We start from the raw sequence: 25,706 nt of genomic DNA on the forward strand, positions 1-25,706 counted from the left end.
CATCGCGCCACAATCGTGACGTCCTGCGATTGGAGTCGTCCATGCCTGCCTCACTGCGCTACTTTATGCCGATCATGCTTGTGGGTGCATCAGCGTTGCCGCTGGCAACAGGCGCATGCGCGGATGAGCTTGCGTCCAACACCAAACCTGCAGTTGAGCGCATCCAGTTGCACAACGGGGTTGTTGAACTCAGTGCTACGCCCGCGTTCGGTGGGCGCGTGCTGTCCTTCAATTTGCGTGGACACCCCAACGTGTTGAAGACGGGTGAGGCGGTTGATCAGCAGCCCGCGCCAGAAGTATCCGCGACTGCCGGCGATATCCCGTACCTCGGCCACGATGTCTGGGTGGGGCCGCAGAGTCAGTGGTGGATGCACCAACAGGTCAACCCGACACGCAAGGCGGCCACCGCGGTTTGGCCACCGGATCCGTATCTGTCGTTGGCAACCACACGTGCAGTCACACGTAGTGGCGATCAACTGATCCTGGAAGGCGTGCCTAGTCCAGTCACCGGCGTGCAGCTACGCAAGCGGGTGGCTCTTTCATCCACGCGTGCCGATACCGTCGAGGTGGAAGCAATCGCTCGGAATATTCGCAAGGAGCCGATCGCCTGGGATCTGTGGTTCAACACGCGGGTCGCCGCGGGCACGCGTGTATTCGTACCGGTGGCCAATGCAGCTGATGTCCGTGTTCAGCCGCCGACCGAGGCCGGCACGGTTGCGCCGACCTACCGGCATCAAGGCGGTGTGTTTGCATTGCGTGCCGATGCACGACAGGACGGTCTGATTCAGCGCGGCAAAGTGTTGTTGCAGCCTTCGGCAGGCTGGATGGCGGGCTTTGCGGGCGACCAGGTGCTGGTGATCCGCTTTGCGCATCAGCCGCTGTCTGCGATCCATCCGGAGCAAGGGCAGGTGGAGCTGTACCTGGACGCGCCGCCGCAGCACCCCGAGCGCGGACTGCTGGAAATGGAAGTGCACGCACCGTACCGGCAGCTGGCGCCGGGCGAGCGCATGCAGGCGAGCGAGCAATGGACCTTGCTGCGCTATCCCGGGCCCGACGCGCAGCAGGCGCAACAACAGTTCCTGTGCAGCAAGGCGCAGGAGCTGCAGCTGACCAATGCGTGTGCGCCTTCTTCTGCGGCGCCTTGACCTGCGCATTCACCTGCGTGCCGCGCTGTGGCTATGATGGCGGCCATTCCCTGAGCAGACCGATGCGCATGCAACGACGCCACTTCCTGAAGAATGCCGCCGCCGCATTGGCCGCGCTCGGTTTGCCGGCGCTGCCGCAGTGGGCGTTGGCGGCCACGGCCGTTGGTCTGCGTCGCCTGGGGCAGCCGCAACCATTCGACTATGGCTGGCTCAAGGGGCAGGCGCGTGCGTTGGCCACGGCGCCTTACAAGAGCCATAAGCAGCTGCTTCCGGGGTCGTTGGAAGCGTTGAACTGGGATCAATACCAGTCGATCCGCTACCGCCAGGACCATGCGCTATGGGCCGACGGCAATGGCAAGTTCCAGGCGAAGTTCTTCCATCTGGGGCTGTACTTCCATACCCCCGTGCATATCTACGACATCGTCGACGGCCAGGCGCAGCAACTTGCGTACGACCCGGCGGCGTTCGATTACGGCAGCAGCGGGCTGGGCGGCAAGCAGTTGCCCAAGGACCTGGGCTTTGCCGGGTTCCGTCTCAACACGCGCAAGGACACCGATCGCGATTTCTCGGCCTTCCTGGGTGCGAGCTATTTCCGTGCGGTCGGCAAGGAAGGCCAGTACGGGCAGTCGGCGCGCGGGCTGGCGATCGATACCGGCACCGGCGGGCCGGAGGAGTTCCCGGACTTCATCGCCTATTACCTGGAACAGCCGGCCGACGATTCGAACACCGTGGTGGTGTACGGGCTACTGGACTCGCCCAGCGTTGCCGGCGCGTATCGTTTCGCCATCACCAATGGCGAGGTGCTGGTGATGGAGATCGACAGCGCGCTCTACCCGCGCAAGACCATCGAACGGCTGGGCATCGGTCCGTGCACCAGCATGTATCAGGTCGGCGAAAACGATCGCCGCATGGACTGGGACTGGCGGCCGGAAATCCACGACACCGATGGCCTGGCGATGTGGACCGGCGGCGGCGAGTGGATCTGGCGGCCGTTGTGCAACCCGCCGCAGCTGCGCTTCAACATGTTCGTCGATGAGAACCCGCGCGGGTTCGGCCTGCTGCAGCGCGATCGCAACTTCGACCATTACCAGGACGACGGCGTGTTCTACGAGAAGCGCCCCTGCCTGTGGGTGGAACCCAAGAGCGGCTGGGGCAAGGGCTCGGTACAGCTGGTCGAGATTCCGACCGTGGACGAAACCTTCGACAACATCGTGGCGTTCTGGAATCCGCAGGAAAAGCCGCAGCCGGGGCAGGAGTTGCTGATGGGGTACCGGTTGTATTGGGGCGCGCATCCGCCGGCCAGCTCGCCGCTGGCGCATTGCGTGGCCACCCGCACCGGCCTGGGCGGCATCGTCGGGCAGAAGCGCAGCCACTTTTCGTGGCGGTTTGCGGTGGATTTCGCCGGAGGCGAGCTGACCGCGTTGACCAAGGACCCGAAAGCCAAGGTCGAGGCCATCATCCAGGTGTCGCGTGGCAGCACCGAGATCGTGTCCGCGCGTCCGCTGCATGAGCTCAAGGGCTATCGGGCGATGTTCGATCTGGTGCCGCCGGATGACGGTACCCAGCAGATCGACATCCGTCTGTTCCTGCGCGCCAACGGCAAGCCGCTGACCGAAACCTGGCTGTACCAGTGGACGCCGCCACCGGCGAGCGAGCGCAAGGTCTACTAGCGCACAGGCACGTCGCGCGCCCGATAAGGTGCGCGATTGTCAGGCAGGTGCGGATGTTGCAGTGACGACAGGCCGCGGATTTCGAATGTCGAGCGTGGCTGCGTTGCAGCCGCATAGTCGATGATGCGTCGCCCAGGCGCCGCGGACTCAGGCCGACGTCGAGCTGTTGACCAACTGCATGCGCGCACGCGGGCGCACGCAGGCCAGATCCACCCGGAAGCAGGTGCCGTCCTTGTCGCTGAGGATACGCAGTTCGCCCTGATGGGCGCGGGCGATCTGGGCGGCCATATGCAGGCCCAGATCCACTTCGGGCAAGGCGCGTCCGCCGGTATGCACGTGGGTGGAGGCGTGCAGCACGTCGAGCCGGCGCGGATCGATCCCGTCCAGATTGCAGACCTCGATGCGCAGGCGGCCCTGCTCGGTGACCGCGATCGCCTTGATCAGCGAGCTCTGTTGTCCCTGCACCACGGCGTTGATCATCAGGCTGCCGAACATCTGCGCCAGGCGCACCGCATCGCCATGCACCGGCTCGTCGATGGCCACATGCGTGGACAGCACTTGGTTCGGGTACGCGGCACGGGTTTCGTCCACAACCTGGGACAAGGCATCGAGCAGATCGCTGCCATTGCCGTAATCCAGTTGCAGCCAGTCGCGTTCGATACCGTGCGCGAAATCGCTGGCGAAGTCGATCAGTTCTTCCATGCGCCGCAGGCTGCGCTGCATCGACCGGATCGCACCGCCCTGGCGTTGGTTGAGCGGGTCGATCGCCAGCATGTCCACCACCGCATGCATGGACTGCAGCGGGTTGCGCAGATCATGGCCAAGGATGCCGATGAATTCTTCGCGCAGGCGGGCGGAGGCGCCGATACGCCCCAGCTCGCGGCGCGCACGCCGCGATTCCTGCGCGCTCTCTTCGGCGCGTTGTTCGGCCTGGATCTGCGCTGCCAGCAGTTGCGCCAGCAGCTCGACCTTTTCCACCATCGGCGCATCCATGACGCGCGGCAGGGGGTCCAGCGCGCACAAGGTGCCGAACACGCTGCCGTCGTCGAACTTGATCGGCACCGAGACATAGCTTTCGAAGCCGTACAGCTGCGGCGTGGGGTGGTCGCGGAAGACCGGGTGCTCGGAGGCATGGCCGAACCACAACGCGTTGCCCTGGGTGCGCACGCTGTCGCAGAAGGTGGTGACCAGGGGCAGCTCGTCACCCGGCGCCAGGCCGAACGACAGGTCGTCACGGACCTGGCAGGTGATCCAGCGCGTATCGGTCACGCGCGCAACGGCAGCGAACCCCATGCCGGTCAGACGGGTGAGAATGGTCAGGACATCGGGCACCGACGATAGCCGGCCAACGCGCGCGACATCTGCGCGTAACTCGGGGGGAAGCGGATCCATGGGTGCCTCCCGACAAGTGGATGGTCGCCATTTTACAGGACTGCTGTGCCCTGGTTGCGCGTGGACCGCTGCAACGGCATGGCAACGATACGCTTGTTGCTGTGTGGCGGACATACGGCCGATAGCAAATGCCCGCAAGGGTTAGTGACGCATCACAAGCAGCATGCCGGAACCGCGTGCTGGCGAGATTGCGGCTGAATTCTTCAGCCGGTCACCACGCGGGTTACCTGTCCGACGAGCCCGGCGGCGGCAGCGGCAGCGCGATCTGCAGCGGGTCGATGCGGCCTTCGCCACGCATGATCTTCTTGAACTCGGCGCGGCTGACCGACACGTAGCGTTCGTTGCCGCCGATCTCCACCTGCGGGCCGTCCTGCACCGCGTGCCCCTGCGCATCCACGCGCACGGTCATGGTGGCCTTGCTGCCGCTGTGGCAGATGGTCTTGATCTCCTCCAGCTCGTCGGCCCAGGCCAGCAGAAACTGGCTGCCCTCGAACAGCTCGCCGCGGAAGTCGGTGCGCAGGCCGTAACACAGCACCGGAACACGCAGACGGTCGACCACCTCGCTCAACTGCCAGACCTGACCACGGTTGAGGAACTGCGCCTCGTCCACCAGCACGCAATGCAGAGCGCCCTCGGCCTGGATGTCGCGTTCGATCAGCTGCTGCAACTCGGTGCCGCGATCGAAGGTGCGCCCGTCCGCGCGCAGGCCGATCCGCGAGGCCACCACGCCGCTGCCGGCGCGGTGATCGAGCTTGGGCGTGAGGATCAAGGTGCGCATGCCGCGTTCGCGGTAGTTGTGCGCCGACTGCAGCAAGGTGGTGGTCTTGCCGGCATTCATTGCCGAGTAGTAGAAGTAGAGCTTGGCCATCGGTGGATTTTAGCGGGCCGGGCAGCTTGCGGTGACAGCCATCTGCATGAACCGGCGGCGCAGGCCTGCCCGACGCGGCGCCGGTACAATGGCCTGCTCTGTTGGAAGCCTCTATGCACGGTCTCAATCCCCCGCAAAGCGCCGCAGTGCTGCACTGCGAAGGTCCCTTGTTGGTGCTGGCCGGTGCCGGCAGCGGCAAGACGCGCGTGATCGTGGAGAAGATCGCGCACCTGATCGCCACTGGCCGCTACCCGGCCAAGCGCATCGCGGCGATCACCTTTACCAACAAGTCGGCCAAGGAAATGCGCGAGCGTGTGGCCAAGCGCATCCGTGGCGATGGCGCCGATGGCCTGACCATCTGCACCTTCCACGCGCTGGGACTGAAGTTCCTGCAGATCGAGCACGCCGCTGCCGGCTTGAAGCGCGGCTTTTCGATCTTCGATTCCGACGATGCCGCCGCCCAGATCAAGGACCTGATGCACGGCGCCAAGCCCGATGCGATCGAGGATGCCAAGAACCTGATTTCGCGCGCCAAAAATGCCGGCCTGTCCCCCGAGCAGGCGATGGCGGCGGCACGCAGCAATCGCGAAAAGGAAGCCGCCAGCCTGTACGAGCGCTATCAGGCGCGGCTGACCACCTTCAACGCGGTGGACTTCGACGATCTGATCCGCCTGCCGGTGCAGATCCTGGAGGCCAACGAAGAGATCGTGATGGGCTGGCGCGAGCGCATCGGCTACCTGCTGGTGGACGAGTGCCAGGACACCAACGATGCACAGTACCGCCTGCTGAAAATGCTGGCCGGGCCGCGCGGCAACTTCACCTGCGTGGGCGACGACGATCAGAGCATCTACGCCTGGCGGGGTGCCAATCCGGAAAACCTGCAGCAGATGGGGCGCGATTATCCGGCGCTGCAAATCATCAAGCTGGAACAGAACTACCGTTGCTCCAACCGCGTGCTGCGTGCGGCCAATGCCTTGATCGCGCACAACCCGCACGAGCACTTGAAGACGCTGTGGAGCGACCAGGCCGACGGCGAGCGCATCCGCGTGTGGGAATGCCGCGACAGCGAGCACGAAGCGGAAAAGGTTGCCGCCGAGATCTCGTTCCTGGGTACCGCCAAGCAGGTGCCGTGGAGCGATTTCTGCATCCTGTTCCGCGGCAATTTTCAATCGCGGCCGCTGGAAAAAGCGCTGCAGCTGCTGCGCGTGCCGTATCACCTGACCGGTGGCACCGCGTTTTTGGAGCGGCAGGAAGTCAAGGACGTGCTGTCGTGGCTGCGGCTGATCGTCAATCCCGAAGATGACGCGGCGTTTTTGCGCGCAGTGCAGTCGCCCAAGCGCGAGGTCGGTGCGACCTCGCTGGCGCGGTTGGCCGAGCTTGCCAGTGCGAAGGCGGTACCGATGTCGCGCGCGGCCGAGTCGATGGGCGCGCTGCAGCATCTGCCGCCGCGTGCGGCCAATGGCCTGAGTGCGTTCACCGATATCCTGCGCGATATGCGCGAGCATTCGGCCAGGCTGCCGGCGGGGGAACTGGTACGCATGCTGGCCGACAGATCCGGCCTGCTCAACGACCTGCGCAATCAATCCAAGGACGAAATCGGCTTCCAGCGCCGCAAGCGCAACCTCGACGAGCTGGCCGAGTGGTTCGAAGGCGGGCCGCGTGGCGCAAGTGCCAGCGATCTGGCCGCGCAGCTGGCGCTGCTGTCGCGCAACGACAAGGACGACGGCGGCAACCAGGTGCGCATGATGACCATGCACGCCTCCAAGGGCCTGGAATTCCGTTACGTGTTCATCGTCGGCTGCGAAGACGGCGTGCTGCCGCATGAAGTGAGCCTGGAAGAAGGCAACCTGCAGGAAGAACGCCGCCTGCTGTATGTAGGCATTACCCGTGCCAAGGAGCAGCTGTGGATGAGCCACAGCAAACTGACGCGCAAATTCGGCGAGCACGTGCGGCTCAAGCCCAGCCGCTTCTTCGACGAGATCCCGGCCGAAGAATTGCAGCGCGATGGCGCCGACCCGGTGGCCGATGCCGAGCGCAAGAAAGAGCGCGCCAGCGCAGGATTGGCGGCGATCCAGGCGTTGTTCGACTAGCGGTTGTTGCGTGCGCACGGGCTTGCCAGCGCCACGCCTGCACGGCAGTCTGGTTGGCCCTGATGCCGGAGTGCGCCGTGACTGTCGTGATCGAAACCCCGCGTTTGCGCCTGCGTACGTTGGATCCCGAGCGCGATGCCGACGCAGTGCTGACGCTGGTCAACGACCCCGGCTTCATCGCCGGCATCAACGATCGCGGTGTGCGCACCCGCGAGCAGGCGCGTGATCATCTGCGTGAGTGGGCGCAGGCGCACCAGGAAAGATACGGCTTTGCGCACTGGGCGGTGGAAACGCGCGCCGAAGGGACGTTTGCCGGCACATTGGGGTTGTTGTGCCGTGACACCTTGCCGGTGCCGCATATCGGCTTTGCATTGCTGCCCGAGCATCGCGGCAAGGGCTATGTCAGCGAAGCCGGGCGCGCGGTGCTGGACCATGCGCGCGATGTGCTGGGGTTGCCGCAGCTGTGCGCGATCGTGTCGCCGGACAATGCCGATTCGATTCGCGCGCTGGAAAAACTCGGATTGCAGCGGCAAGGCCTGCGCATGTTGAGCCAGGAGGCCGATCCGGTGCTGTATTACACGATCGCGCTCGCTCCGGCCGACATGGACAGCCGGGCAGGCCTGCGGCACCCTGGCGACGACGCTCACCGCTGAATGCGGCCGACACAACGCAGCAAACAATCGTCAGCGCCGTATGGGGGCGCGGAAGCACGCGGTGGGCGAACGGCGCAGGAGACTGCGCCCATCACCGCACCTGCCTGGCGATGAGCGCAGTCGTTGTGTCGCTCGCCCCAACAAGGACACTCGCATGCCATTGCTGGTCAACGCCTATTCCACGCTGCGCGACCCCGTGTGGCCGGATTTCCTGCCGCGCACCGCCGTGCAGCACCGCGACCACACCGATCCGGAACTGGCCACGCATCTGCATGGCTTCGTCGGCTACGTGAATCAGGCCGGCGACGGCCAGATGACCCAGCCGCGCTATCACCTGATGCGGCACGTGCAGCGGGTGCGCCAGCACTTCAGCTTCGAAGTCGACGATGCGGCGTTCGGGGAATTGGCGCAGTGGGCCGAGCAGGCCAACGCAGTGTGTTTCCTGGCCGACGGCAGCGTGCGCGATCCGCACGGGCGGGTGCTGATCAGCCAGGGCGAGCCGGCGATCGATGAGCAGGCGCAGGTGCCGTATCCGCCGGATGCGTTGCAGCGGCGTGCGCAGCAACTTGCGCAGCTGACCGCGCAAGGCATCCGCGTGCCACCCAGCCTGCCGCCGGTGCCTGGCGAGGCCGAAGCGCGGGTGCGCGATGCGGCGGCGGTGACGCAGCGCATGCTGGCGTTGTTTGCGGTGGCCTTGCGCGCGGAGATGCTGGCGGCCGGCGATACGCCACCCGCATTGGAAGACATGGACGCCCGCCTGCCCGGCGTGGCGGCGGCACTGTCGCCGCAGGAGCGCGCCTTTTTTGGTCAACCCGCGCCGGAGCCGCAGCAGCTCGCCAACTTCGGCTGGCGCTACGAGAGCCTGGCCGTGCTGCAGTGGGCTCTGGGGCTGGCCGAGGCGCTGCCGGAGCCGACCAACCTGTGCGATGTGCCCCTGGCTGCCCAGCGCGCGCTGGAGCATGCCGAAGCCGCGACGCGGCCGTCGCTGACGCTACGGCCGGTGCCCGAACTGCTGGATGCGCTGGACCGGAACTTGCGCCTGCATTGGGCGGTGCGCCAGGCCGGCCAGAGCGAGCAACCGCCACCGGCCGGCATCGTGCCGGGCGTGGTCTACGAGCGTCATTATACCCTCAACTGGCTGCTGCACTTCGAAGACGCCGACTGGGACGAGGTAGATACGCCGACGTAAGCCGGCCGGCCGCAGGTTGCGCCGTCACTGCGCGGCAAGCGCGTCGTCTCGGGGTCTGGCCGCTCGTTGCGTGCTTCGCGCTCCGCGCAGGCGTCGATGTGAAGCGGGCATCTCCATGAGCGAACCGTCGCGCTAGGCGCCAGCCGCCTCCAGGCGCGCCTGCACGGCGGCCAGCGCATCCTGCAGCTCGGCGACGGTGGCTTCCAGCGTTTGTACGCGCGCTTCCAGCGCGCTGCTGTCGGCGTTGCTGCGGGGGCCTGGCGCAGCAGCGCGTGCCGCCGCGGCCTGCAACGCCTCCACATCCAGCTCGCCGCTGAGCAGGTGCGCATAGCGCTCTTCGCGCTGGCCGCTGGCAAGTGGCAGTTGCACGGCCAGGCCGCGCTGGATCAGCCGGTCCAGATGATGGCGCACGTCGTCGGCATCGTTGAAGCGCGCCAGCCGCTCGCTGCGCGCGAACAGCTCGCCCAGCGTCTGCGGGCCGCGCAGCAGCAACAGACCGATCAGGGCCACCTGCTGGCGGGTCAGGTCCAGCACGCTGCCCAGCCGGTGCTCATAACGCTCGGCGCGCGAGGAGAACTGTTGGCGGACCAGCCCCAGGGTTTCGAGTTGACGCAGGGCGTGATGCACCACGCCGGTCTGCAGGTTCAGCACCGGCTCGCGTGCGGTCTTCTGGTTGGCGGCTACCTGCGCGGCGTTGACCGTGAGCGGATACGCATCCGGCGTGGTCGCCTCTTTTTCGATCAGGCAGCCGAGCACGCGGGCCTGGGCGGTATCGAGGACGGGCGGGGAAGGTGCATCTGTCATGGGGGCGACTCCGGGCAATCAGCGCACAAGGATATGCCGATCCTGCGTCGGCATTGTTCCGGCTGCGATCCCGCGCGGGCGTCCAGATCGGCAGCGGCATCGAAGACGCCGTCAGGCGCCGAGACTGTCGTGGCAGGCGCACGAGGCACTCATGCATCGCCAGGAAATCCCACGGTGGCGATCTCGCCGTGCGTGCGCAGGCGCCACTGCCCGCAGCAGTGTCGTGTGCCGGAGCGGGCGGTACGGCGCGAACCCGCTAAAATCGCGGCCTTCATTGCCGCTCCTGTCCTGGTGGATGCCATGCGCCCCTCGCTTTACGCCCCGTTGTCCCTGCTCGCCTGCACCGCGCTGGCCCTGAGCGCCTGCAAACCCGGCGACAAGGAGCCGGCGCAGCGCGCGCAGGACGCCGCCGTGTCCGCCAATGCGGCCGCCGGCGCCGCCGCAGCCAGGACTGCTACGCCGCCCGTAGCCGCCACCGCGCTGGCCGGCGACGACAACCTCAACGCGGTGCTGTGGATGCAGCGCTCGGAGGAATACCGCGCGGTGGCCGAGCAGACCTACCGCGCCGCTGCCGACAAACTGGACGCCGCACTCAAGCAGCCCAACTGGGACGCGCTGGTGCCCGAAGAACGCGGCAATGCCGCCACCGGGCTGAAGCCGGCGGTGGTGCTGGACGTGGACGAGACGGTGCTGGACAACTCGCCCTACCAGGCGCGCCTGCTGCGCGACGGCAAGGAATACGACGAGGTGAGCTGGGACCAGTGGGTGGCGGAGAAGAAGGCCACCGCGATCCCGGGCGTGGTGGATTTCGCCAAGGCCGCCAACGCCCGCGGCATCACCCTGGTCTACATCTCCAACCGCGCCGTGCACCTGAAGGACGCCACGCTGGCCAACCTGCGCAGCGTCGGGCTGCCGGTGGCCGATGACAGCGTGTTTCTGGGCCTTGGCACCGTGGTCCAGGGCTGCGAGCAGAACGGTAGCGAGAAGAACTGCCGGCGCCAGCTGGCCGGCCAGACCTACCGCGTGCTGATGCAGTTTGGCGACCAGCTGGGCGACTTCGTGCAGGTCACCGCCAATACCGGCCAGGCGCGTGGCGCGCTGCTGCAGCAGTACCACGACTGGTTCGGCGAGCGCTGGTGGATGCTGCCCAACCCCAGCTACGGCGGCTGGGAGCCGGCGCAGTTCAACAACGACTTCGCCCAGCCCTGGCAGCAGCGCCACGCTGCCAAGCGCGCCGCGCTGGAGGTGGCCCGATGAGCCGCGCCCCGCTGTCGCTGGCCGCGCATGAGCGGCTGATCTTCGCGCTGGATGTGCCCGGCCACCACGAGGCGATCGCCTGGGTCGACCGGTTGGGCGAGTCGGTGTCCTTCTACAAGATCGGCATGGAACTGCTGGCCTCCGGCGAGTATTTCCAGGTGCTCGACGCCCTGGCCAGGCGCGACAAGCGCGTGTTCGTGGACCTGAAGTTCTTCGACATCCCCGCCACCGTGGCCGGCACCATCCGCCGCCTGGCGCAGTGGCCGGTGAGCTATTGCACCGTGCACGGCTGGCACGCCGGCATGCTGCAGGCGGCCGCCGAGGCCAACCACGGCGACATGCGCCTGCTGGCGGTGACGGTGCTGACTTCGATGGGCCGGGCGGACCTGGCGGCGATGGGCATCGACCGCGAGCCGGTGGAGGTGGTGGTGGAGCGCGCGCTGGCCGCACAGGCCGCCGGCATCGACGGGGTGATCGCCTCCGGCCAGGAGGCCGGCCCGATCCGGCGCGCCACCGGATCTGCGTTTTCGATCGTTTGCCCCGGCATCCGCCCCGGCGGCCCGGTCGGCGACGACCAGCAACGTACCGTGGGTGTGGCGCAGGCCTTCCACGATGGCGCCGATGCCATCGTGGTCGGCCGGCCGATCCGCCTGGCTGCCGATCCGGCCGCCGCGGCGAATGCGATCCAGGCAGAAATCCAGGCAGTGCTGCGACCGGGGCAGTACTGACGGGACACGGGGCTGGCGCGCGCTGCGCGCCGCGCAAACAAGCGAAATCAATAAGTTAAAGCGATAGAATTAAAGTGTTGCTTTAACGTTAAAGCCTGCGTACGATGCCCTCGTCCGATGTCAGTCGGAAGCTGTGCCACTCATTGTCCACCGGGCTTGTCCCGGTTTTCGAAGGGATCGGGCCTTGTGCCCGGTCCTTTTTTTTGCCTGCCGATCGGTGCTTACGGCAATTGCGGCGGTCGTGCCGTCGCTCAGCGCGGCGCCGCCGCCTTGCAGTAGCGATCGATGAACTGCTGGTGGGTCGGCATGACGTCCACGCAGTGGCCGATGGTCTGCGCCACGCTGGCTAGGAAGCGTTCGGCGTCGTGATCGGGCACCTGGTCCACTAGCGGGTGGTAGCCCCGCGGCAGGATGCCCTGGCCGACCATCACCTGCACCCAGCTGATCTCGGCGAACATCTCCTCGGCATTGCGGTAGAAGCGCCCGCTGTCGCGGAACAGGTCCAGCGTGGTCTGCAGCTCCGGGGTGATTGGCATCGTGCGGCAGTGGCGCCAGAACGCGCTGTCGTCGCGCTCGGTGGCGTGGTAGTGGAGCACCAGGAAATCGCGGATGCGGTCGAACTCGAACGCCAGCCGGTCGTTGTAGCGCTGCACCAGCACCGGGCTGATGCCCTCGCGCGGGAACAGCTCCAGCAGCCTGGAAATGCCGGCCTGGATCAGATGGATGCTGGTCGATTCCAGCGGTTCCAGGAAGCCGCTGGCCAGGCCCAGCGCCACCACGTTGCGGTTCCAGAACTGCTTGCGCCGGCCTGTGGTGAAGCGCAGCGGGCGCGGGTCGGCCAACGGCTTGCCCTCCAGGTTGGCGAGTAGCGTGGCGGCGGCTTCGTCGTCGCTGATGTGCGCGCTGGAGTACACATAGCCGTTGCCGGTGCGGTGCTGCAGCGGGATGCGCCACTGCCAGCCGGCCGCGCGCGCGGTGGAGCGCGTGTACGGCGTGGGCGGGCCGACGTTTTCGCTCGGCACCGCCAGGGCGCGGTCGCACGGCAGCCAATGGGTGAAGTCGTGGTAGCCGGTATGCAGTGCTTCTTCGATCAACAGCCCACGGAAGCCAGAGCAGTCGATGAACAGGTCGCCGCCGACGACCTGCCCGGACGCCAGCTGCAGCGCTTGCACGTGGCCGCTGTCCGCATGCAGCCGTACCTGCTCGACCAGGCCTTCGATACGGGTGACGCCGCGCTGTTCGGCGTAAGTGCGCAAGAAGCGCGCGTACTGCGTGGCGTCGAAGTGATACGCGTAGGCGATATTGGCCAGCGGCGAATTGGCCGGCACATCGCCGGCCGAGGTCATGAACTTGCCGCGCATCGCAGCCACGGTGTTGAGCGTATAGGTGCCCAGCGGCTGCGCCTTGCCGCGCGCGCGTTGCTTGATCCAGTACTGGTGGAACGGCAGCAGCCCGAGCGGGTGCCCGATCTGGGTGCCGAAGCCATGGATGTACGACGTGCCGGGCCGCTGCCAGTCGACGAACTCGATGCCGAGCTTGAAGCTGCCCTGGGTCTGGCGGACGAACTCGGCTTCGTCGATGCCGAGCAGATTGTTGAAGGCCTTGATGTGCGGCACGGTGGCCTCGCCGACGCCGACAGTGCCGAGCTGTTCGGATTCGATCAGCTGCACCTTGAAGCCGGGGCCAAGTACGCGCGCGAAGGCCGCGGCGGCCATCCAGCCAGCGGTGCCACCGCCGACGATGACGATATTGCGAAGCGGAGCGGGGATCATGGAAGTCCGGTCCTGAGAAGGATAGAGGCCGCCAACAAAACGTCCGTGATCATTGCCAGGCGGTTGCAATCGATACGCGGGGCAGCATGCATCACGTGCACACCGTTATGTCGCACGCACCTGTGTAACGCACCCAACAGACAACCGCCCGCTACGTTTTGTTCGCCACTTGAAAGCTGACAGGCGAACGGGGCCACGCGGCCCCGTTCGACTCACGCGCATGCAGACGCATGCGCGTGCATGTTGCAGTGGATCAGAACTTTGCGCCCACTTCGAAAATCACGCTGCGTGGCACGTAGCTGATCTCGCCGTCGTTGACCACGGTGATGTCCGGCTCCAGCCGACCATTGCTGCCGAAGCTGTTGTACTGGTACTGGGTGAAGTTCTTGAAATCGAACACGTTGAGCACGTTTACCCGTGCGGTCAGCTTGAAGTCGCCAGCCACGGTGAAGTCCTTGGTGGCCTGTAGATCCACGGTGCGGTAGCCCCAGATCTTGCCGCCCAGCAGGAACTTGCCGTTGCCCGGCGGAGTGACGCCGACCTGCTGGCATGTGCCGCCATCGGGATCGGTGAAGCCGTAGCAGGCAATCGTGTTGATCGGCTCGGGCGTGGCCAGCACCAGCTTGGCACCGAAGGTGACGCCCCACGGACCATCCAGCGAGCCGGAGGCCACGAAGCGGTGCGCCGAGACCGCATCGGACTTCACGAACGGATAGTCGCGGATGGTGGCCTTGTCGAATGCAAACGGCTCGTCGATGTTGCGGTTCTGGCGCGCGCTGGTATGCGTGTACGCCAGGTTCAAGCCCCAACCCGATTCCTTGGTGTAGGGCTTTTCCGCCGACAGCAACACCTGGCTGCTGCGCTGCTCCAGACCGTTGTAGCCGATGATGGTGTTGCGATAGCCCGGCACCGGCTCGCCCCACGGCACGCTACCGTTGGCATCGAAGTAAGCACCGTTCGGATAGCGGTTGACCAGGCTCATCACCAGCCCGTCATAGGACAGGATGCGCTGGAAGGTGACATCGGTCAGCCAGTCGCCGACCTGGTTGCTGATGCCGATGCTGTACTGGTCGCTGTACGGGGTCTTGAGCTTGTTCTTGAACATGAAAAGCTCGGAGCTGTCGCTGGTGCCGGGGATCGTGTTGAGCTGATCGATGCCGGTGAGAAACGCCGGATTCCAAGGCGCACAGGCGCGGTCGTCGCGGAAGCAGCCCTGGCCGCTGGCGGCATCGCTGAAGTACACCACCACCGGCGACAGCGCGGCCTTGACCGATTCCAGCGCGAGCTGTTCGAACAGGTTGCGGTCGTAGGAACGGCCTGCGCCACCGTGGATCACTGCCGCCTCATCGCCGAACAGGTCGTAGGAGAAGCCCAGACGCGGTGCCCAGGCGTCCTTGAAGTTCTTGCGGTTGTTGCCGGTACTGATGTAATCGGCAACGTTGACGCCGCTGGGCAGCAGGCGGTTGGCCCACGGCTGGCCGGGGTTTTCCGGGTCGTCGGAATACAGCGCATCCACGAACGGCTGCGAGGTCACGAAGTCGGTATAGGCCGGGGTGTCTTCGTAGTCGTAGCGCACGCCGATGTTGATCATCAGCTTGTCGGTGGCGGCCCAGTCGTCCTGCAGATAAATGCCGTACTGCTTGGACGGCGACTCGACTACCGGCAGCTGACCGGGGTTGTCAAACGCGCGGATGTAGCGCACCTGGAACGGCACCGGCGCCACGCCGTTCTGGCCGACTTCATAGCTGAACTGCGGATTGAGCGAGCTCGATTCGCGCGAGGTCAGCTTGATGTCGCGATAGGTCACACCGGTCTTGATGGTGTGCTCGCCATGCCACTGCAGTGCGTTGAAGGTCAGATCGTTCTGGAACGACCAACCCTTCTGGCTACGCAACTTGAAGTCTTCGCCACTGGCAGCGCCGGTGTTGAGAAACACCCATTGGCGCGGATCGGCCTGGGTGCGGTCGATGTAGGTGTAGATGGAGCCGTTGCCGACACCGCGCGGCGTCGGCACATTGCGCGAATCTTCGGTGGTGAGGATGGCTTCGTTGAACCAGCTGTCGGCACTGTGCTGCCAACGCAGGCTGGTGCGCTTGTCCTTGTTGATCTTGTCCACCGCGCGGTCGGGCGCGTTCTGGCCGCCCACATTGCTGACCTGGGTTTCGTCGCGATACTGCGTGGCCAGTTCGATGCGATCGTTGTCGGTCGGTTCGAAGTCGATCTTGCCGAAATACAGATCTTCGGTGAACGGCATGTTGGACGCGCCGTATTGGTCGCGCAGGTTCGACGGCAGCAGGCCGACGAACGGTGCCGCTTCGGCACTGGGCTGCACGCTCTTGGGCGCGACATTGTCCTTGCCTTCGTAGGCGAAGAAGAAATGCATGCGGTCCTGGATCAGTGGGCCGCCGATCGCAAAACCATATTCCTTGGTCTGCGAATCGACCTTGCCATCGGCTTCGTCCGGGCGTTGTTTGCGCAGGTCCTGATTGGTGAAGCGGTAGAACGCTTCGCCATGGAACTCGTTGGTGCCGGACTTGGTTGCCGCGGTGATCGCTGCGCCGCTGATCTGGCCGTATTCGGCCTTGTAGTTGGAGGTGACGACCTTGTACTCACCGATCGCCAGCTGCGGGAACGGGTTGCCCTGGGTCTCGTCCTGGCCGGCAATACCGCCACCGGAGACATAGCTCTTCTGGCTCACGCCATCGATGTACAGATTGCTGGAGCTGGCGTTGGACGCACCGCCGCGCAACTTGGTGTTGCCGTCCTGGTCGATGGTGAACACCATGCCCGGCACGGTGTCGGCAAATTCCAGGAAGTTGCGCGTGGCCTGCGGCAGCTGTTGGATCTGGCGCAGCGACACCGTGTTACCCACCTCCGAGGTCTTGACGTCGCGAATCATCGGCGCGCTGACCGTCACCGTGTCCAGTGTGGTCGCGTCGCCGGCGGGCGCTGCGGCCGCCTCGGTGCCGAGATCGACGGTGGCGCTGGAGGCCACCGACAGGGTCACCGTGCGGCTGGCGCCGTTGGATTCGACCTTGTAGGTGCCCGGCTGCAGACCGACGATGGTGTAGTTGCCGTTGGCATTGACCGGTGCGCGTCGCACCGAGCCGGTGGCGAGATTGGTGACGACGACCTCGCTGCCGCTTTGCGCGGAAGCGACCTGGCCGCGCAACGTGGCGTTGCTGGACTGAGCCATGGCCGGGGTGGTGGCGAACAACGAGGCAGCCAGGGCGCAGCACAACAGGCTACGTGCCGGCAGGGTGGAGACGGTGCGGTGAGTCTTCATGACTTTCCCCCTCCCAGGGGTAAAGCGCGAACCAGTGAAGTGACTGGCGCGTCAGGTTGGTGCTTGGTGTGGATGGAACGGGTACAGCGGGCAACAGACAGCAGGGACGACAAACAACAAAAACGATCGCCAACGGGAGCGTGCTGTCTGCAGCATCGTTCGCATCGCGCGTCGCGCCTCAGGAACACACCTCAATCGGGACAATGAACAACCATGCAGGCGGCCCCGCCCCATTGCCGTGGGGCCGTGCAGCGTCGGCAGCGGGTGCGGCACCGGCGCCGAGACGCCGGATGCCGCCAACGCAGCCGTTACCAGATGATGCGGGCACTCATGAACAAGGTCCGTGGCGGAGTGGACATCGCGCCGTACTGGTTGATGCTCACGCGCGGGTCGTACGTGCCGGCGCTGCCCCAGTCGATGCTGTACTGATCGTAGTTGCGGAAGTTCAGCGCATTGATCAGATCGCCGCGCACCTGCACCGTCACCGCATCGGTGATGTGCATGTCCTTGGACAACGACAGGTCCAGCTGGCGGGTGCCGAAGATGTCGCCGCCGGCGATGAACTTGCCGCCGGGCGCATCCACCGAGACCACGCGGATGTTGTCCGAACTCGGGCCGCCGTACTGGTCGTAAGAGATCGCCTCGTTGCGCGGCGGCACCGTGGCCAGGGTCAGCTTGGCCGAGCCGCTGATGCCCCAGAACAGGTCGTAGATGCCGGTGAGCACCAGGCGGTGGCGCGGCACCGCGTTGAGGTCCAGGAACGGATAGTCGGCAATGGTGGCCGCATCGAATCCGTAGCGATCGTCGTTGCCGCGATTGCCGCGCGCGCGCGAGAAGGTGTACGCCGCGGTCAGGCCCCAGCCGCTTTCCTGCGTATAGGCCTTGTCCGCCGACAGCAGCAGCTGGCCGGTCTTGGTCTCCACGCCGTTGTTGCCGATGATCAGGTTGCCGAAGCCGCGGGGCGTCTGTCCGAATGCCTGGCCGCCGTTCTGGAAGAAATCGCCGTTGGCATAGCGGTTGCCCAGGGTGAAGATGAAACCGTCCTTGCTGTGGATGTAGGACACCGTGGCCGAGGTGTTCCAGTCGCCCAGCTGGGTACGCAGGCCCAGCGAATACTGGTCCGCATACGGCGTCTTCAGATCGTTGTTGAGCAGGTCGATTTCGCCGTTGCGCACGCGCGCATCGACCAGGTTGCCCAGGCTGTCGGGATTGCTCACATAGGTCGGATCGAAGGCGGTGCAGGTACCCGGCGCCGGGACGCAGTTGGTGGGCCCGGCAAAGCGGATCGTGTACTGCGCCAGCGCGGATTTGATCTGCTCCAGGCCCATCACGTCGAACAGGTTGCGGTCGTAGCTGCGGCCGGCACCGCCGAACAGCACCAGCGACTCGTCGCCACGGAAGTCGTAGGAAAAGCCCAGGCGCGGTGCGAAGTTGTTGTTGTCCTGTTTGCGATTGCGCCCGTTGCTGATGTAGTCGTTGATATCCACCCCGCCCTTGGCGAGCTGCTCGGCGTAGGTGGCGCTCACGGCCGGATCGGTGCCGGGGCCGTTGAAGGCCGCCACCACTTCCGGCGGGGTCACGTTGTTCAGGTACGAGGGAATCTTTTCGCCATCCCAGCGCACGCCAAGATTCAACTGCAGCTTGTCGTTGACGTCCCAATCGTCCTGGATGTACAGGCCCAGCTGCTTGCTGGTGGTGGTCACCGACGGCGCGGCACCGGCGAACGGCAGGTTGAAGCGCACCTGGTAGGGAATGGCCGAGGTGCCCGTGCCATCGCCCACCGCGTAGTAGAACGACGGGTTGGCCGCAGAGTTCTCGCTCTGGGTCAGCTCCACTTCCTTGTACTTCACGCCCATCTTGATGACGTGATTGCCGTGCCACTCGAGGTTGTTGAAGGTCAGATCGTTCTGGAAGCTGGGGCCTTTCTGGCCCTTGCGCTGGATCGCCAGGCCGCTGGTGGCGCCGTCGTTGAGCAGCACGTCGTCTTCGGCGATGCCGCGCGTGTACACGCTCTGGCTGCCCACGGTGTAGGCGGTAGGATTGAACAGGATGTCTTCATAAGACACGCGCGCTTCGTTGACGTAGCGCTCGCCGTAATGCTGCCAGCGCAGGTCGACGCGTTTTTCGGTGTTGAGGTTGATCTTGGAGGCGATCGCAGTGGTCTGGCCGCCGACGCTGTCGCGGCTTTCCTCGTCGCGGTACTTGCCGGTGAGCTCCAGGCGGTCGTTCTGGCCGACGTCCCAGTCGACCTTGCCGAAGTACAAATCTTCGTTGAACGGACGGGTGACCGAGCCGAGCCGGCTCTGCACGCCGGCCGGCAGGTCGTCGCTGAGCGCGCTGAAGCGGTCGGGCACGGCGACCGGATCGGCCGAAACCTCGAAGCCCTTGCCTTCGTAGCTGAAGAAGAAATGCGCCTTGTCCTGCACGATCGGCCCGCTCAGCGCGAAGCCGTATTCGTCCTGGTGGGTCTTGCGCTTGCTGCCATCGGAGTTGGGCGCGCCGGCGCGTTCGTCGGGCTGGCGCGCGCGGAAATCGGTATTGCTGGTGCGCCCGAAGATCTCGCCGTGGAATTCATTGCCGCCGGACTTGGTCGAGGCCACGATCGCCGCCGAACCGACCTGGTCGAACTCGGCCTTGTAGTTGGAGGTGATGACCTTGTACTCGCCGATGGCCAGCTGCGGGAACGGGTTGCCCGCGCTCTGCTCCTGCCCGGACACGCCGCCGAACAGGTAGCTCTTCTGGCCGACGCCGTCGATGTACACGTTCACCGCCGAGCTGCCCTGCGCGCCGCCGCGGATCTGGCTGTTGCCGTTGGAGTTGGTCTCGAACTGCATGCCCGGCACGGTGTCGGCGAACTCCAGGAAGTTGCGCGTCAGCTGCGGCACCGTGCTGATCTGTTTCAGCGACACATTGGTGCCCACTTCGGAGGTCTTGACCTCCTGCAGCGTGGTGGCGGTGACCTGCACCGCGTCCAGCGTGGTGGCATCGCCGGCAGGCGCCGCCGCCGCGCCGCCGCCCAGGTTCAAGGTGACCGACGAGGCCACCGACAGGGTCACGGTCTGCTCGCTGCCGGGGCCGGCGTCCACCTTGTAGGTGCCCGGCGGCAGGCCGACCAGCGCGTAGCTGCCGTCGGCACCGGTAGGCACGCGGCGGACGGCGCCGTTGGCGACATTGGTCGCGGTCACGGTGGTGCCGGCCTGTGCCGCGGCGACCTGGCCGCGCAAGGTGGCGTTGCTGGACTGGGCCATGGCGGGCGTGCTGGCCAGCAACGAGGCGGCCAGCGCACAGCACAACAGGCTGCGCGCTGGCAGGGTGGAGACGGTGCGGTAATTCTTCATGACTTTCCCCCTCCCAGGGGTAAAGCGCGAACCAGCGGAGTGACTGGCGCGTCGGTACGGCGTAAAGCGGAACAGCTGGCAACAACGGCAGGGACTGCAAGCAACACACGTGCGGCAACGCGCGGTGGCGCGTCTCAGGGGGGAGGCGCCGCACGCGGCGCGCTGGACGCGCGCACGATCAGTTCGGGAACCATCTCGGAAAACGCCGGTGGTACGGCGTCGGCGGGCGGGGCAGGCGCATCGATCAGTTGCTGACCCAGCAACAGCTGCAATGCACGTGCGCCCAGCCCGGCGATATCCACCCGCATGGTGGTCAGCGCCGGCAGCACGTAGCGCGCCATCGGCACGTCGTCGAAGCCGGCCAGCGCGATGTCCTGCGGCACCTTCAGCCCCGCATGGCCGAGCGCGAACAGGCAGCCCAGCGCCATCATGTCGTTGGCCGCGAACACCGCATCCGGGCGCGCGTCCTGCGCCAGCGTCTGGCCGGCACGGTAGCCGGACTCTTCGTCGAAGTTGCCCGGCAGCACCCAGGGCTGCGCCTGCGCATCCAGCGCCAGCTCGTCGCGGTAGCCGCGCAGACGCTCGTGCGCATCGAAGTTGTCGGCCGGCCCGGCGATGAAGGCGATGCGGCGGTGGCCGCTGTCGCGCAGATGTCGCGTCATCGTCCGCGCGCCGCCGTAGTTGTCCACGTTGAGCACCGGGCGCTGGCTGGCCGTGCCGGCGCAGTTGAGCAGCACCGCCGGCAGGCCGCCGGGCAGGGCGTCCTCATGCACGCCGGAGTCGCCTAGCGACGGCGACATCACCACCACCCCGTCCACGCGTCCGGGCAGGCGTTCCAGCGCCCGGCGCTGCGCCTGCGGGTCACCGTGCGAGCTGGACACCAGCAGGTGGTAGCCCTGCTCGCGCGCCACCTGGTCGATGCCGCGGATCAGTTCGGAAAAGAATTCGCCATGCAGGTCCGGCAACACCACCCCGATGGTGTGGGTGCGCCGGCTGCTGAGGCTGCGCGCGGCGTGATGCGGGATGTAATGCAGCGCACGGGCCACCTGCAGCACGCGCTCGCGCACCGACTCGGCCACATGCTGATGCCCATTCATGGTGCGCGAGACCGTCGCCACCGACACCTGCGCTTCGCGCGCGACGTCCTTGATGGTGACGCTACCGCCTTCGGAGCGTGGCCGACTCATGGCGAAACCTCTAGAACAATGCGGTATGCACCGCACGCCGGAAAGGGGCGCACGGTCCGCTGGCGCAGAACGTTCGTGTCACACGTGCACATGAATGACATCGGCCCCAACCGATGGCGACCTCAGAGCGAGATGGCGCGCACGCTAGCAGGAACTGCAAGCGCTTACATGATGCGCTGCAGCATTGGGCCAAACGCTGGTGGCACAAGGGCTTGGCAGCATCGTCTGGACAAGTTTGTCCGGAGGGGACAACGCCGGTCAACATCGGACACTGGACGGCAATATGCCCGGAACTACGAAAAACTAACGTTTTCAGAACCGTACCCGGGCGCACGGTGGGGGCGCGCCTTGCCGCCAACGCATTCAGACAGCAAGATGCGCCGATCGATCAGGGGAACAGCGTGCGCATGTCGCCATCCACCGTCCGCGCCGGCCGGTTCCAGTCCATCGCGTGGGTGCTGTTGGCAGCGCTCTGCCTGGGCAGCTGCCAGCGCGCCGACAACACCACTGCCTTGCCAGGCGCCAGCGCCGAGCCGGCCGCGGCGATGCAGTCGATGACCCTGCCACTGCGGCGCAACGACCTGGTCGCCTATGCGCGGATCCGGGTCACCCCCGCGCAGTACACCCAGCTGGAGGCGGCCTGGCGCAGCGGTGCCAGCCGTTGGCCGCTGACCGAGCTGCCGCTGCCCAACGAGGTCGGCAGCCTGCTCGGCAGCTTGTCCGCGCCCGGCGCCGAGCGCCAGCTGCAGCAGGCCTTCGATGCGCAGCTGGCCGGCCAGTCGCAGGGCATCCGCCAGGCCGCGCAGTCGCTGGGCCAGTTCGGCGTGCAATACCTGCGCAGCCGCAGCGATTATCAGTCCGAGCAACGCGCCCACTACGTGCAACTGGTCGATGCCTTGAGCGACTGGGCCGCCACTGCGCCGCTGGCCGATCGCGCGCGCGCCAGGGCCAGCATCGCCGACCTGGTAACCGCCGCCCGCGCCACCGGCATCGGTTCGGACGCCGATCTGCAGCGTTTGGGGATGGAAGAGAGCCTGCGCCGGCTGGGGCCGTTCTGGGCCGCGGCCAAGCAGGTGCTGGAGCGTTACGGCCTGTCGCTGGACAGCAGCCTGGATGCGTTGCGCACCGGCCTGATCAGGCAGGACGGCGACCGCGCCCAGGTGCGGCTGCGCTATCCGCTGGCCGCGCACGACATCGACCTCAGCATCGGCCTGATCAAGCGCGAGGGTCACTGGTACCAGCAGCAGACCCAGGACGAGGTGCAGGCGCTGCTCGGCGCCGCGCCGGTGGCGCCCGTACCCGACGCCGCTGCAACGCCTGACACCCCGGCGGCCGCGCCCGCCACGCCCGCCGCCACCGGGCAAGGCCCCGCTAGGCGATAATGACCGTGATGCCAGACCAGAATCCCCTGCCGTTCCCGGACGGCCAGCCCGCCCCGCCCAGCGCCGCCGCCGATCTCGGTGCCCCGGCCGCCGCATTGCCGACCGCCGTACCGGTTCCGCCGGACGCTGCACCGTCGATCGCGCCCGCCGTCGCCGTCGCCCGCAGCGCCAAACGCCCATGGTGGGCGCGCCTGCTCGGCCGCCTGGCCGACCCCTGGCTGAGCCTGACCATCGAACCGGATCAGCCGAGCCGCTACGACGACGGCACGCCGGTGGTCTACGTGCTGGAAGACTACGGCCTGTCCAGCGCCCTGATCCTGGACAAGGCCTGCCGCGAGGCCGGGCTGCCCTCGCCACTGGTGCCGCTGCCGGGCGACCCGCTGCAGCGCAAACGCGCCTACCTGGCGCTGTCGCGGCGCAGCAGCAGCAATTCGCTGATCCCCGAGCAGCGCGGCGGCAAGACCCATTCGGATTCGCTGGCCAAGCTGCTGCAGGCGCATCGCGTGCGCGCCGACCTGGACGTGCATCTGGTGCCGGTGTCGATCTTCGTGGGCCGCGCACCCGACAAGCAGAGCGGCTGGTTCGCGGTGCTGTTCTCGGAAAACTGGGCGCTGGTCGGCCGCTTCCGGCGGCTGCTGGCGGTGCTGCTCAATGGCCGCACCACCATCGTGCGCTTCGCCCCGCCGATCTCGCTGCGCCAGACCATGGCCGAGGGCCTGCCGCCCGAGCGCACCCTGCGCAAGCTGCAGCGGGTGTTGCGCACCCACTTCCGGCGCATCCGCGAGGCGGTGATCGGGCCGGACCTGTCCACCCGCCGCCTGCTGGTGGACCAGGTGCTGGCGGCCGACTCGGTACGCGAGGCCATCGCCACCCAGGCCAAGCGCGACAACTCCAAGCCGGTCGATGCCTGGCGCAAGGCGCATGCCTACGCCTGGGAAATCGCCGCCGACTATTCCAGCCCGGTGGTGCGCTCGGCCAGCTTTCTGCTCACCCATGTGTGGAACCGCATCTACGCCGGCGTGCTGGTGCATCACCTGGACAAGCTCAAGCAGGCCGCGCCCGGGCACGAAGTGGTCTACGTGCCCAGCCACCGCAGCCACATGGATTACCTGCTGCTGAGCTACCTGCTGTACGAACGCGGCATCGTGCCGCCGCACATCGTGGCCGGCATCAACCTCAACCTGCCGGTGGTCGGCACGCTGCTGCGCAAGGGTGGCGCGTTCTTCATCCGCCGCTCGATCAAGGGCAATGCGCTGTATTCGGCGGTGCTGAGCGAATACGTCGCCCAGCTGGTGGCCGGCGGTTACTCGATCGAATACTTCGTCGAAGGCGGGCGCTCGCGCACCGGGCGTCTGCTGCAGCCCAAGGGCGGCATGATCGCGATGACGCTGCGCGCCTACCTGCGCCAGCCGCGCAAGCCGGTGCTGTTCCAGCCGGTCTACATCGGCTACGAGAAGCTGATGGAAGGCAACAGCTACTTGGACGAGCTCACCGGCCGGCCCAAGGAGAAGGAATCCATCTGGGGCCTGCTGTGGTCCATCCCCAAGGTGCTCAAGCAGAACTACGGCCAGGTGGTGGTGAACTTCGGCGAGCCGATCGCGCTCAACGACGTGCTGGCCAGGCACGCACCCGACTGGGACGGCCAACCGCTGCCCGACGACGAAAAACCCACCTGGCTGGCGCCGGCGGTGGACACGCTGTCCACCCAGATCCAGACCCGCATCAACTGCGCCGCCGACGTCAACCCGATCAACCTGCTGGCGCTGGCGCTGCTGTCCACGCCCAAGCACGCAATGGGCGAGGCCGACCTGATCGCGCAGATCGAGCTGTGCAAGAAGCTGCTGGCGGAGATGCCGTATTCGAACCGCGTCACCGTCACCCCGCACACCCCGGCGCGCATCATCACCCACGCCGAAGAGATCAACGTGCTGACGCGTGTGTCGCATCCGCTGGGCGATGTGCTGAGCGTCAGCGGCGACACCGCGGTGTTGCTGAGCTACTTCCGCAACAATGTGCTGCACCTGTTCACGGCGTCGTCGTGGGTGGCGTGCTGCTTCCAGAACAACCGCCGCATGAGCCGTGCAGGCCTGCTGCGCCTGGGGCGTACCGTGTACCCGTTCCTGCAGGCAGAGTTGTTCCTGCCGTGGAGCGAGGACCGCTTTGCCGAACGCATCGAGCAGACCATCGACATGTTCGTGCGCGAAGGCCTGCTGCTCAACGTCGCCGACGACGATGGCGGCGTGCTGACCCGCAACACCGGGCAGACCGACGAGGTGTTCCGCCTGCGTGCGATTGGCCATTCGCTGCAGCAGGCCTTCGAGCGCTATTACATCGCCATTTCGGTGCTGGTGAAGAACGGCCCCGGCGTGCTCGGTGCCGGCGAACTGGAAAGCCTGTGCCAACAGGCCGCGCAACGCCTGAGCCTGTTGTACGCCCCGGCCGCCCCGGAGTTCTTCGACAAGACCCTGTTCCGCAGCTTCATCCAGAAACTGCGCGAGCTGCGCCTGGTGTGGCCGGACGAGAACAGCAAGCTGCTGTTCGACGAGCGCCTGGATGCCTGGGCCAAGGACGCCAAGTTCATCCTCGGCCGCGAATTGCGCCACACCATCGAGCGGGTCAGCCCCGAAGCGGTAAAGCCGGATGTGGTGCTGCCGCCGGCCGGGTAAGGCGGCGGTACAAATGCCATCGTCTCCCTGCAGTGGGTGATGCGGGCAATGGCAGCGCACCAGCAGGGAAGCGCAGGTGCGCACGACGCCTCCCTTCTCCCTCCGGGAGAAGGTGCCCGAAGGGCGGATGAGGGCCGGTGAGCACGCAAACCGCCCGGCGCTGCAGCGGACCAGATTCACTCCCGGCGTTGTTCACCCACGCCCGCAACTTCACACAGCAGTTCCGTTCGTTTCATCCCCCTCTTGCAGCCGTGCCGATAGCATCGCACCACCTTTCAT

General features: G+C 66.4%; 16 protein-coding genes. 9 read left to right on the forward strand and 7 right to left on the reverse strand.

From position 1 onward, the window contains the following. Positions 1–41: 41 nt before the first annotated feature. Positions 42–1,145 (forward strand): DUF4380 domain-containing protein, encoded by a 1,104-nt coding sequence (locus XarjCFBP7645_RS12865; protein WP_104537762.1) that lies wholly within the window; start codon positions 42–44, stop codon positions 1,143–1,145. A gap of 68 nt (positions 1,146–1,213) precedes the next feature. Further along, positions 1,214–2,815, forward strand: coding sequence for a glucan biosynthesis protein (locus XarjCFBP7645_RS12870; RefSeq protein WP_104537935.1), 1,602 nt, complete (start codon positions 1,214–1,216; stop codon positions 2,813–2,815). A gap of 147 nt (positions 2,816–2,962) precedes the next feature. Here XarjCFBP7645_RS12870 and XarjCFBP7645_RS12875 read toward each other — a convergent pair whose 3' ends face one another. Next, entirely contained in the window at positions 2,963–4,207 is a 1,245-nt protein-coding gene (locus XarjCFBP7645_RS12875; protein WP_104537763.1) for a GAF domain-containing sensor histidine kinase, read from the reverse strand. A gap of 223 nt (positions 4,208–4,430) precedes the next feature. Further along, entirely contained in the window at positions 4,431–5,075 is a 645-nt protein-coding gene (locus XarjCFBP7645_RS12880; RefSeq protein WP_104537764.1) for a thymidine kinase, read from the reverse strand. Between the two features lie 113 nt (positions 5,076–5,188). Between XarjCFBP7645_RS12880 and XarjCFBP7645_RS12885 the strand changes: the two genes are divergently transcribed. From XarjCFBP7645_RS12885 to XarjCFBP7645_RS12895, 3 genes are all read left to right on the forward strand, one after another. Further along, positions 5,189–7,165 (forward strand): UvrD-helicase domain-containing protein, encoded by a 1,977-nt coding sequence (locus XarjCFBP7645_RS12885; protein WP_104537765.1) that lies wholly within the window; start codon positions 5,189–5,191, stop codon positions 7,163–7,165. A gap of 62 nt (positions 7,166–7,227) precedes the next feature. Next, positions 7,228–7,818: a GNAT family N-acetyltransferase gene (locus XarjCFBP7645_RS12890; protein WP_181126317.1), complete on the forward strand. Its 591-nt coding sequence runs from the start codon at positions 7,228–7,230 to the stop codon at positions 7,816–7,818. Between the two features lie 154 nt (positions 7,819–7,972). Continuing rightward, positions 7,973–9,007, forward strand: a complete 1,035-nt coding sequence (locus XarjCFBP7645_RS12895) for a DUF4272 domain-containing protein (RefSeq protein ID WP_104537767.1) — start codon at positions 7,973–7,975, stop codon at positions 9,005–9,007. 132 nt (positions 9,008–9,139) lie between these two features. On the opposite strand, the gene XarjCFBP7645_RS12900 is transcribed toward XarjCFBP7645_RS12895, so the two are convergent. Continuing rightward, a complete protein-coding gene (locus XarjCFBP7645_RS12900; RefSeq protein WP_104537768.1) occupies positions 9,140–9,811 on the reverse strand; it encodes a YceH family protein in 672 nt (223 codons plus the stop codon). 291 nt (positions 9,812–10,102) lie between these two features. On the opposite strand from XarjCFBP7645_RS12900, the gene XarjCFBP7645_RS12905 reads away from it, so the two are divergent. Both XarjCFBP7645_RS12905 and pyrF read left to right on the forward strand, forming a co-directional pair. After that, on the forward strand, positions 10,103–11,068 hold the full coding sequence (locus XarjCFBP7645_RS12905) for a 5'-nucleotidase, lipoprotein e(P4) family (protein WP_104537769.1): 966 nt from the start codon (positions 10,103–10,105) through the stop codon (positions 11,066–11,068). Continuing rightward, positions 11,065–11,796, forward strand: a complete 732-nt coding sequence (gene pyrF, locus XarjCFBP7645_RS12910; protein WP_104537770.1) for an orotidine-5'-phosphate decarboxylase — start codon at positions 11,065–11,067, stop codon at positions 11,794–11,796. The genes XarjCFBP7645_RS12905 and pyrF overlap by 4 nt, the downstream gene beginning before the upstream one ends. Positions 11,797–12,047: 251 nt before the next feature. Here the strand turns inward: pyrF and XarjCFBP7645_RS12915 are convergent, their stop codons facing one another. The 4 genes from XarjCFBP7645_RS12915 to XarjCFBP7645_RS12930 all read right to left on the reverse strand — a co-directional run bounded on the left by XarjCFBP7645_RS12915 (position 12,048) and on the right by XarjCFBP7645_RS12930 (position 21,379). Continuing rightward, positions 12,048–13,568, reverse strand: a complete 1,521-nt coding sequence (locus tag XarjCFBP7645_RS12915) for a tryptophan halogenase family protein (protein ID WP_104537771.1) — start codon at positions 13,566–13,568, stop codon at positions 12,048–12,050. 253 nt (positions 13,569–13,821) lie between these two features. Next, entirely contained in the window at positions 13,822–16,854 is a 3,033-nt protein-coding gene (locus XarjCFBP7645_RS12920) for a TonB-dependent receptor domain-containing protein (RefSeq protein WP_104537772.1), read from the reverse strand. Between the two features lie 308 nt (positions 16,855–17,162). Next, entirely contained in the window at positions 17,163–20,192 is a 3,030-nt protein-coding gene (locus tag XarjCFBP7645_RS12925; RefSeq protein WP_104537773.1) for a TonB-dependent receptor, read from the reverse strand. 134 nt (positions 20,193–20,326) lie between these two features. Further along, entirely contained in the window at positions 20,327–21,379 is a 1,053-nt protein-coding gene (locus tag XarjCFBP7645_RS12930) for a LacI family DNA-binding transcriptional regulator (protein ID WP_104537774.1), read from the reverse strand. Positions 21,380–21,786: 407 nt separating this feature from the next. Here XarjCFBP7645_RS12930 and XarjCFBP7645_RS12935 point away from each other — a divergent pair, with 407 nt between their 5' ends. Next, a complete protein-coding gene (locus XarjCFBP7645_RS12935; RefSeq protein WP_181126318.1) occupies positions 21,787–22,761 on the forward strand; it encodes a hypothetical protein in 975 nt (324 codons plus the stop codon). Then, entirely contained in the window at positions 22,761–25,427 is a 2,667-nt protein-coding gene (gene plsB / locus XarjCFBP7645_RS12940) for a glycerol-3-phosphate 1-O-acyltransferase PlsB (RefSeq protein WP_047130132.1), read from the forward strand. Before XarjCFBP7645_RS12935 ends, plsB begins: the two co-directional genes overlap by 1 nt. Positions 25,428–25,706 lie beyond the last annotated feature (279 nt).

The sequence above is a fragment of the Xanthomonas arboricola genome (genome assembly GCF_002940665.1).
In the GTDB taxonomy this organism is placed as follows: Bacteria; Pseudomonadota; Gammaproteobacteria; order Xanthomonadales; family Xanthomonadaceae; genus Xanthomonas; species Xanthomonas arboricola_B.

Excerpts from the sequence above, each read along its gene's own strand:
- XarjCFBP7645_RS12900 (WP_104537768.1), bottom strand. The coding sequence starts at position 9,811 with ATGACAGATGCACCTTCCCCGCCCGTCCTCGATACCGCCCAGGCCCGC.
- plsB (WP_047130132.1), top strand. The coding sequence starts at position 22,761 with ATGACCGTGATGCCAGACCAGAATCCCCTGCCGTTCCCGGACGGCCAG.
- XarjCFBP7645_RS12865 (WP_104537762.1), top strand. The coding sequence starts at position 42 with ATGCCTGCCTCACTGCGCTACTTTATGCCGATCATGCTTGTGGGTGCA.
- XarjCFBP7645_RS12915 (WP_104537771.1), bottom strand. The coding sequence starts at position 13,568 with ATGATCCCCGCTCCGCTTCGCAATATCGTCATCGTCGGCGGTGGCACC.
- XarjCFBP7645_RS12890 (WP_181126317.1), top strand. The coding sequence starts at position 7,228 with ATGCCGGAGTGCGCCGTGACTGTCGTGATCGAAACCCCGCGTTTGCGC.
- pyrF (WP_104537770.1), top strand. The coding sequence starts at position 11,065 with ATGAGCCGCGCCCCGCTGTCGCTGGCCGCGCATGAGCGGCTGATCTTC.
- XarjCFBP7645_RS12895 (WP_104537767.1), top strand. The coding sequence starts at position 7,973 with ATGCCATTGCTGGTCAACGCCTATTCCACGCTGCGCGACCCCGTGTGG.
- XarjCFBP7645_RS12870 (WP_104537935.1), top strand. The coding sequence starts at position 1,214 with ATGCAACGACGCCACTTCCTGAAGAATGCCGCCGCCGCATTGGCCGCG.
- XarjCFBP7645_RS12875 (WP_104537763.1), bottom strand. The coding sequence starts at position 4,207 with ATGGATCCGCTTCCCCCCGAGTTACGCGCAGATGTCGCGCGCGTTGGC.
- XarjCFBP7645_RS12880 (WP_104537764.1), bottom strand. The coding sequence starts at position 5,075 with ATGGCCAAGCTCTACTTCTACTACTCGGCAATGAATGCCGGCAAGACC.
- XarjCFBP7645_RS12920 (WP_104537772.1), bottom strand. The coding sequence starts at position 16,854 with ATGAAGACTCACCGCACCGTCTCCACCCTGCCGGCACGTAGCCTGTTG.
- XarjCFBP7645_RS12935 (WP_181126318.1), top strand. The coding sequence starts at position 21,787 with ATGTCGCCATCCACCGTCCGCGCCGGCCGGTTCCAGTCCATCGCGTGG.
- XarjCFBP7645_RS12925 (WP_104537773.1), bottom strand. The coding sequence starts at position 20,192 with ATGAAGAATTACCGCACCGTCTCCACCCTGCCAGCGCGCAGCCTGTTG.
- XarjCFBP7645_RS12930 (WP_104537774.1), bottom strand. The coding sequence starts at position 21,379 with ATGAGTCGGCCACGCTCCGAAGGCGGTAGCGTCACCATCAAGGACGTC.
- XarjCFBP7645_RS12885 (WP_104537765.1), top strand. The coding sequence starts at position 5,189 with ATGCACGGTCTCAATCCCCCGCAAAGCGCCGCAGTGCTGCACTGCGAA.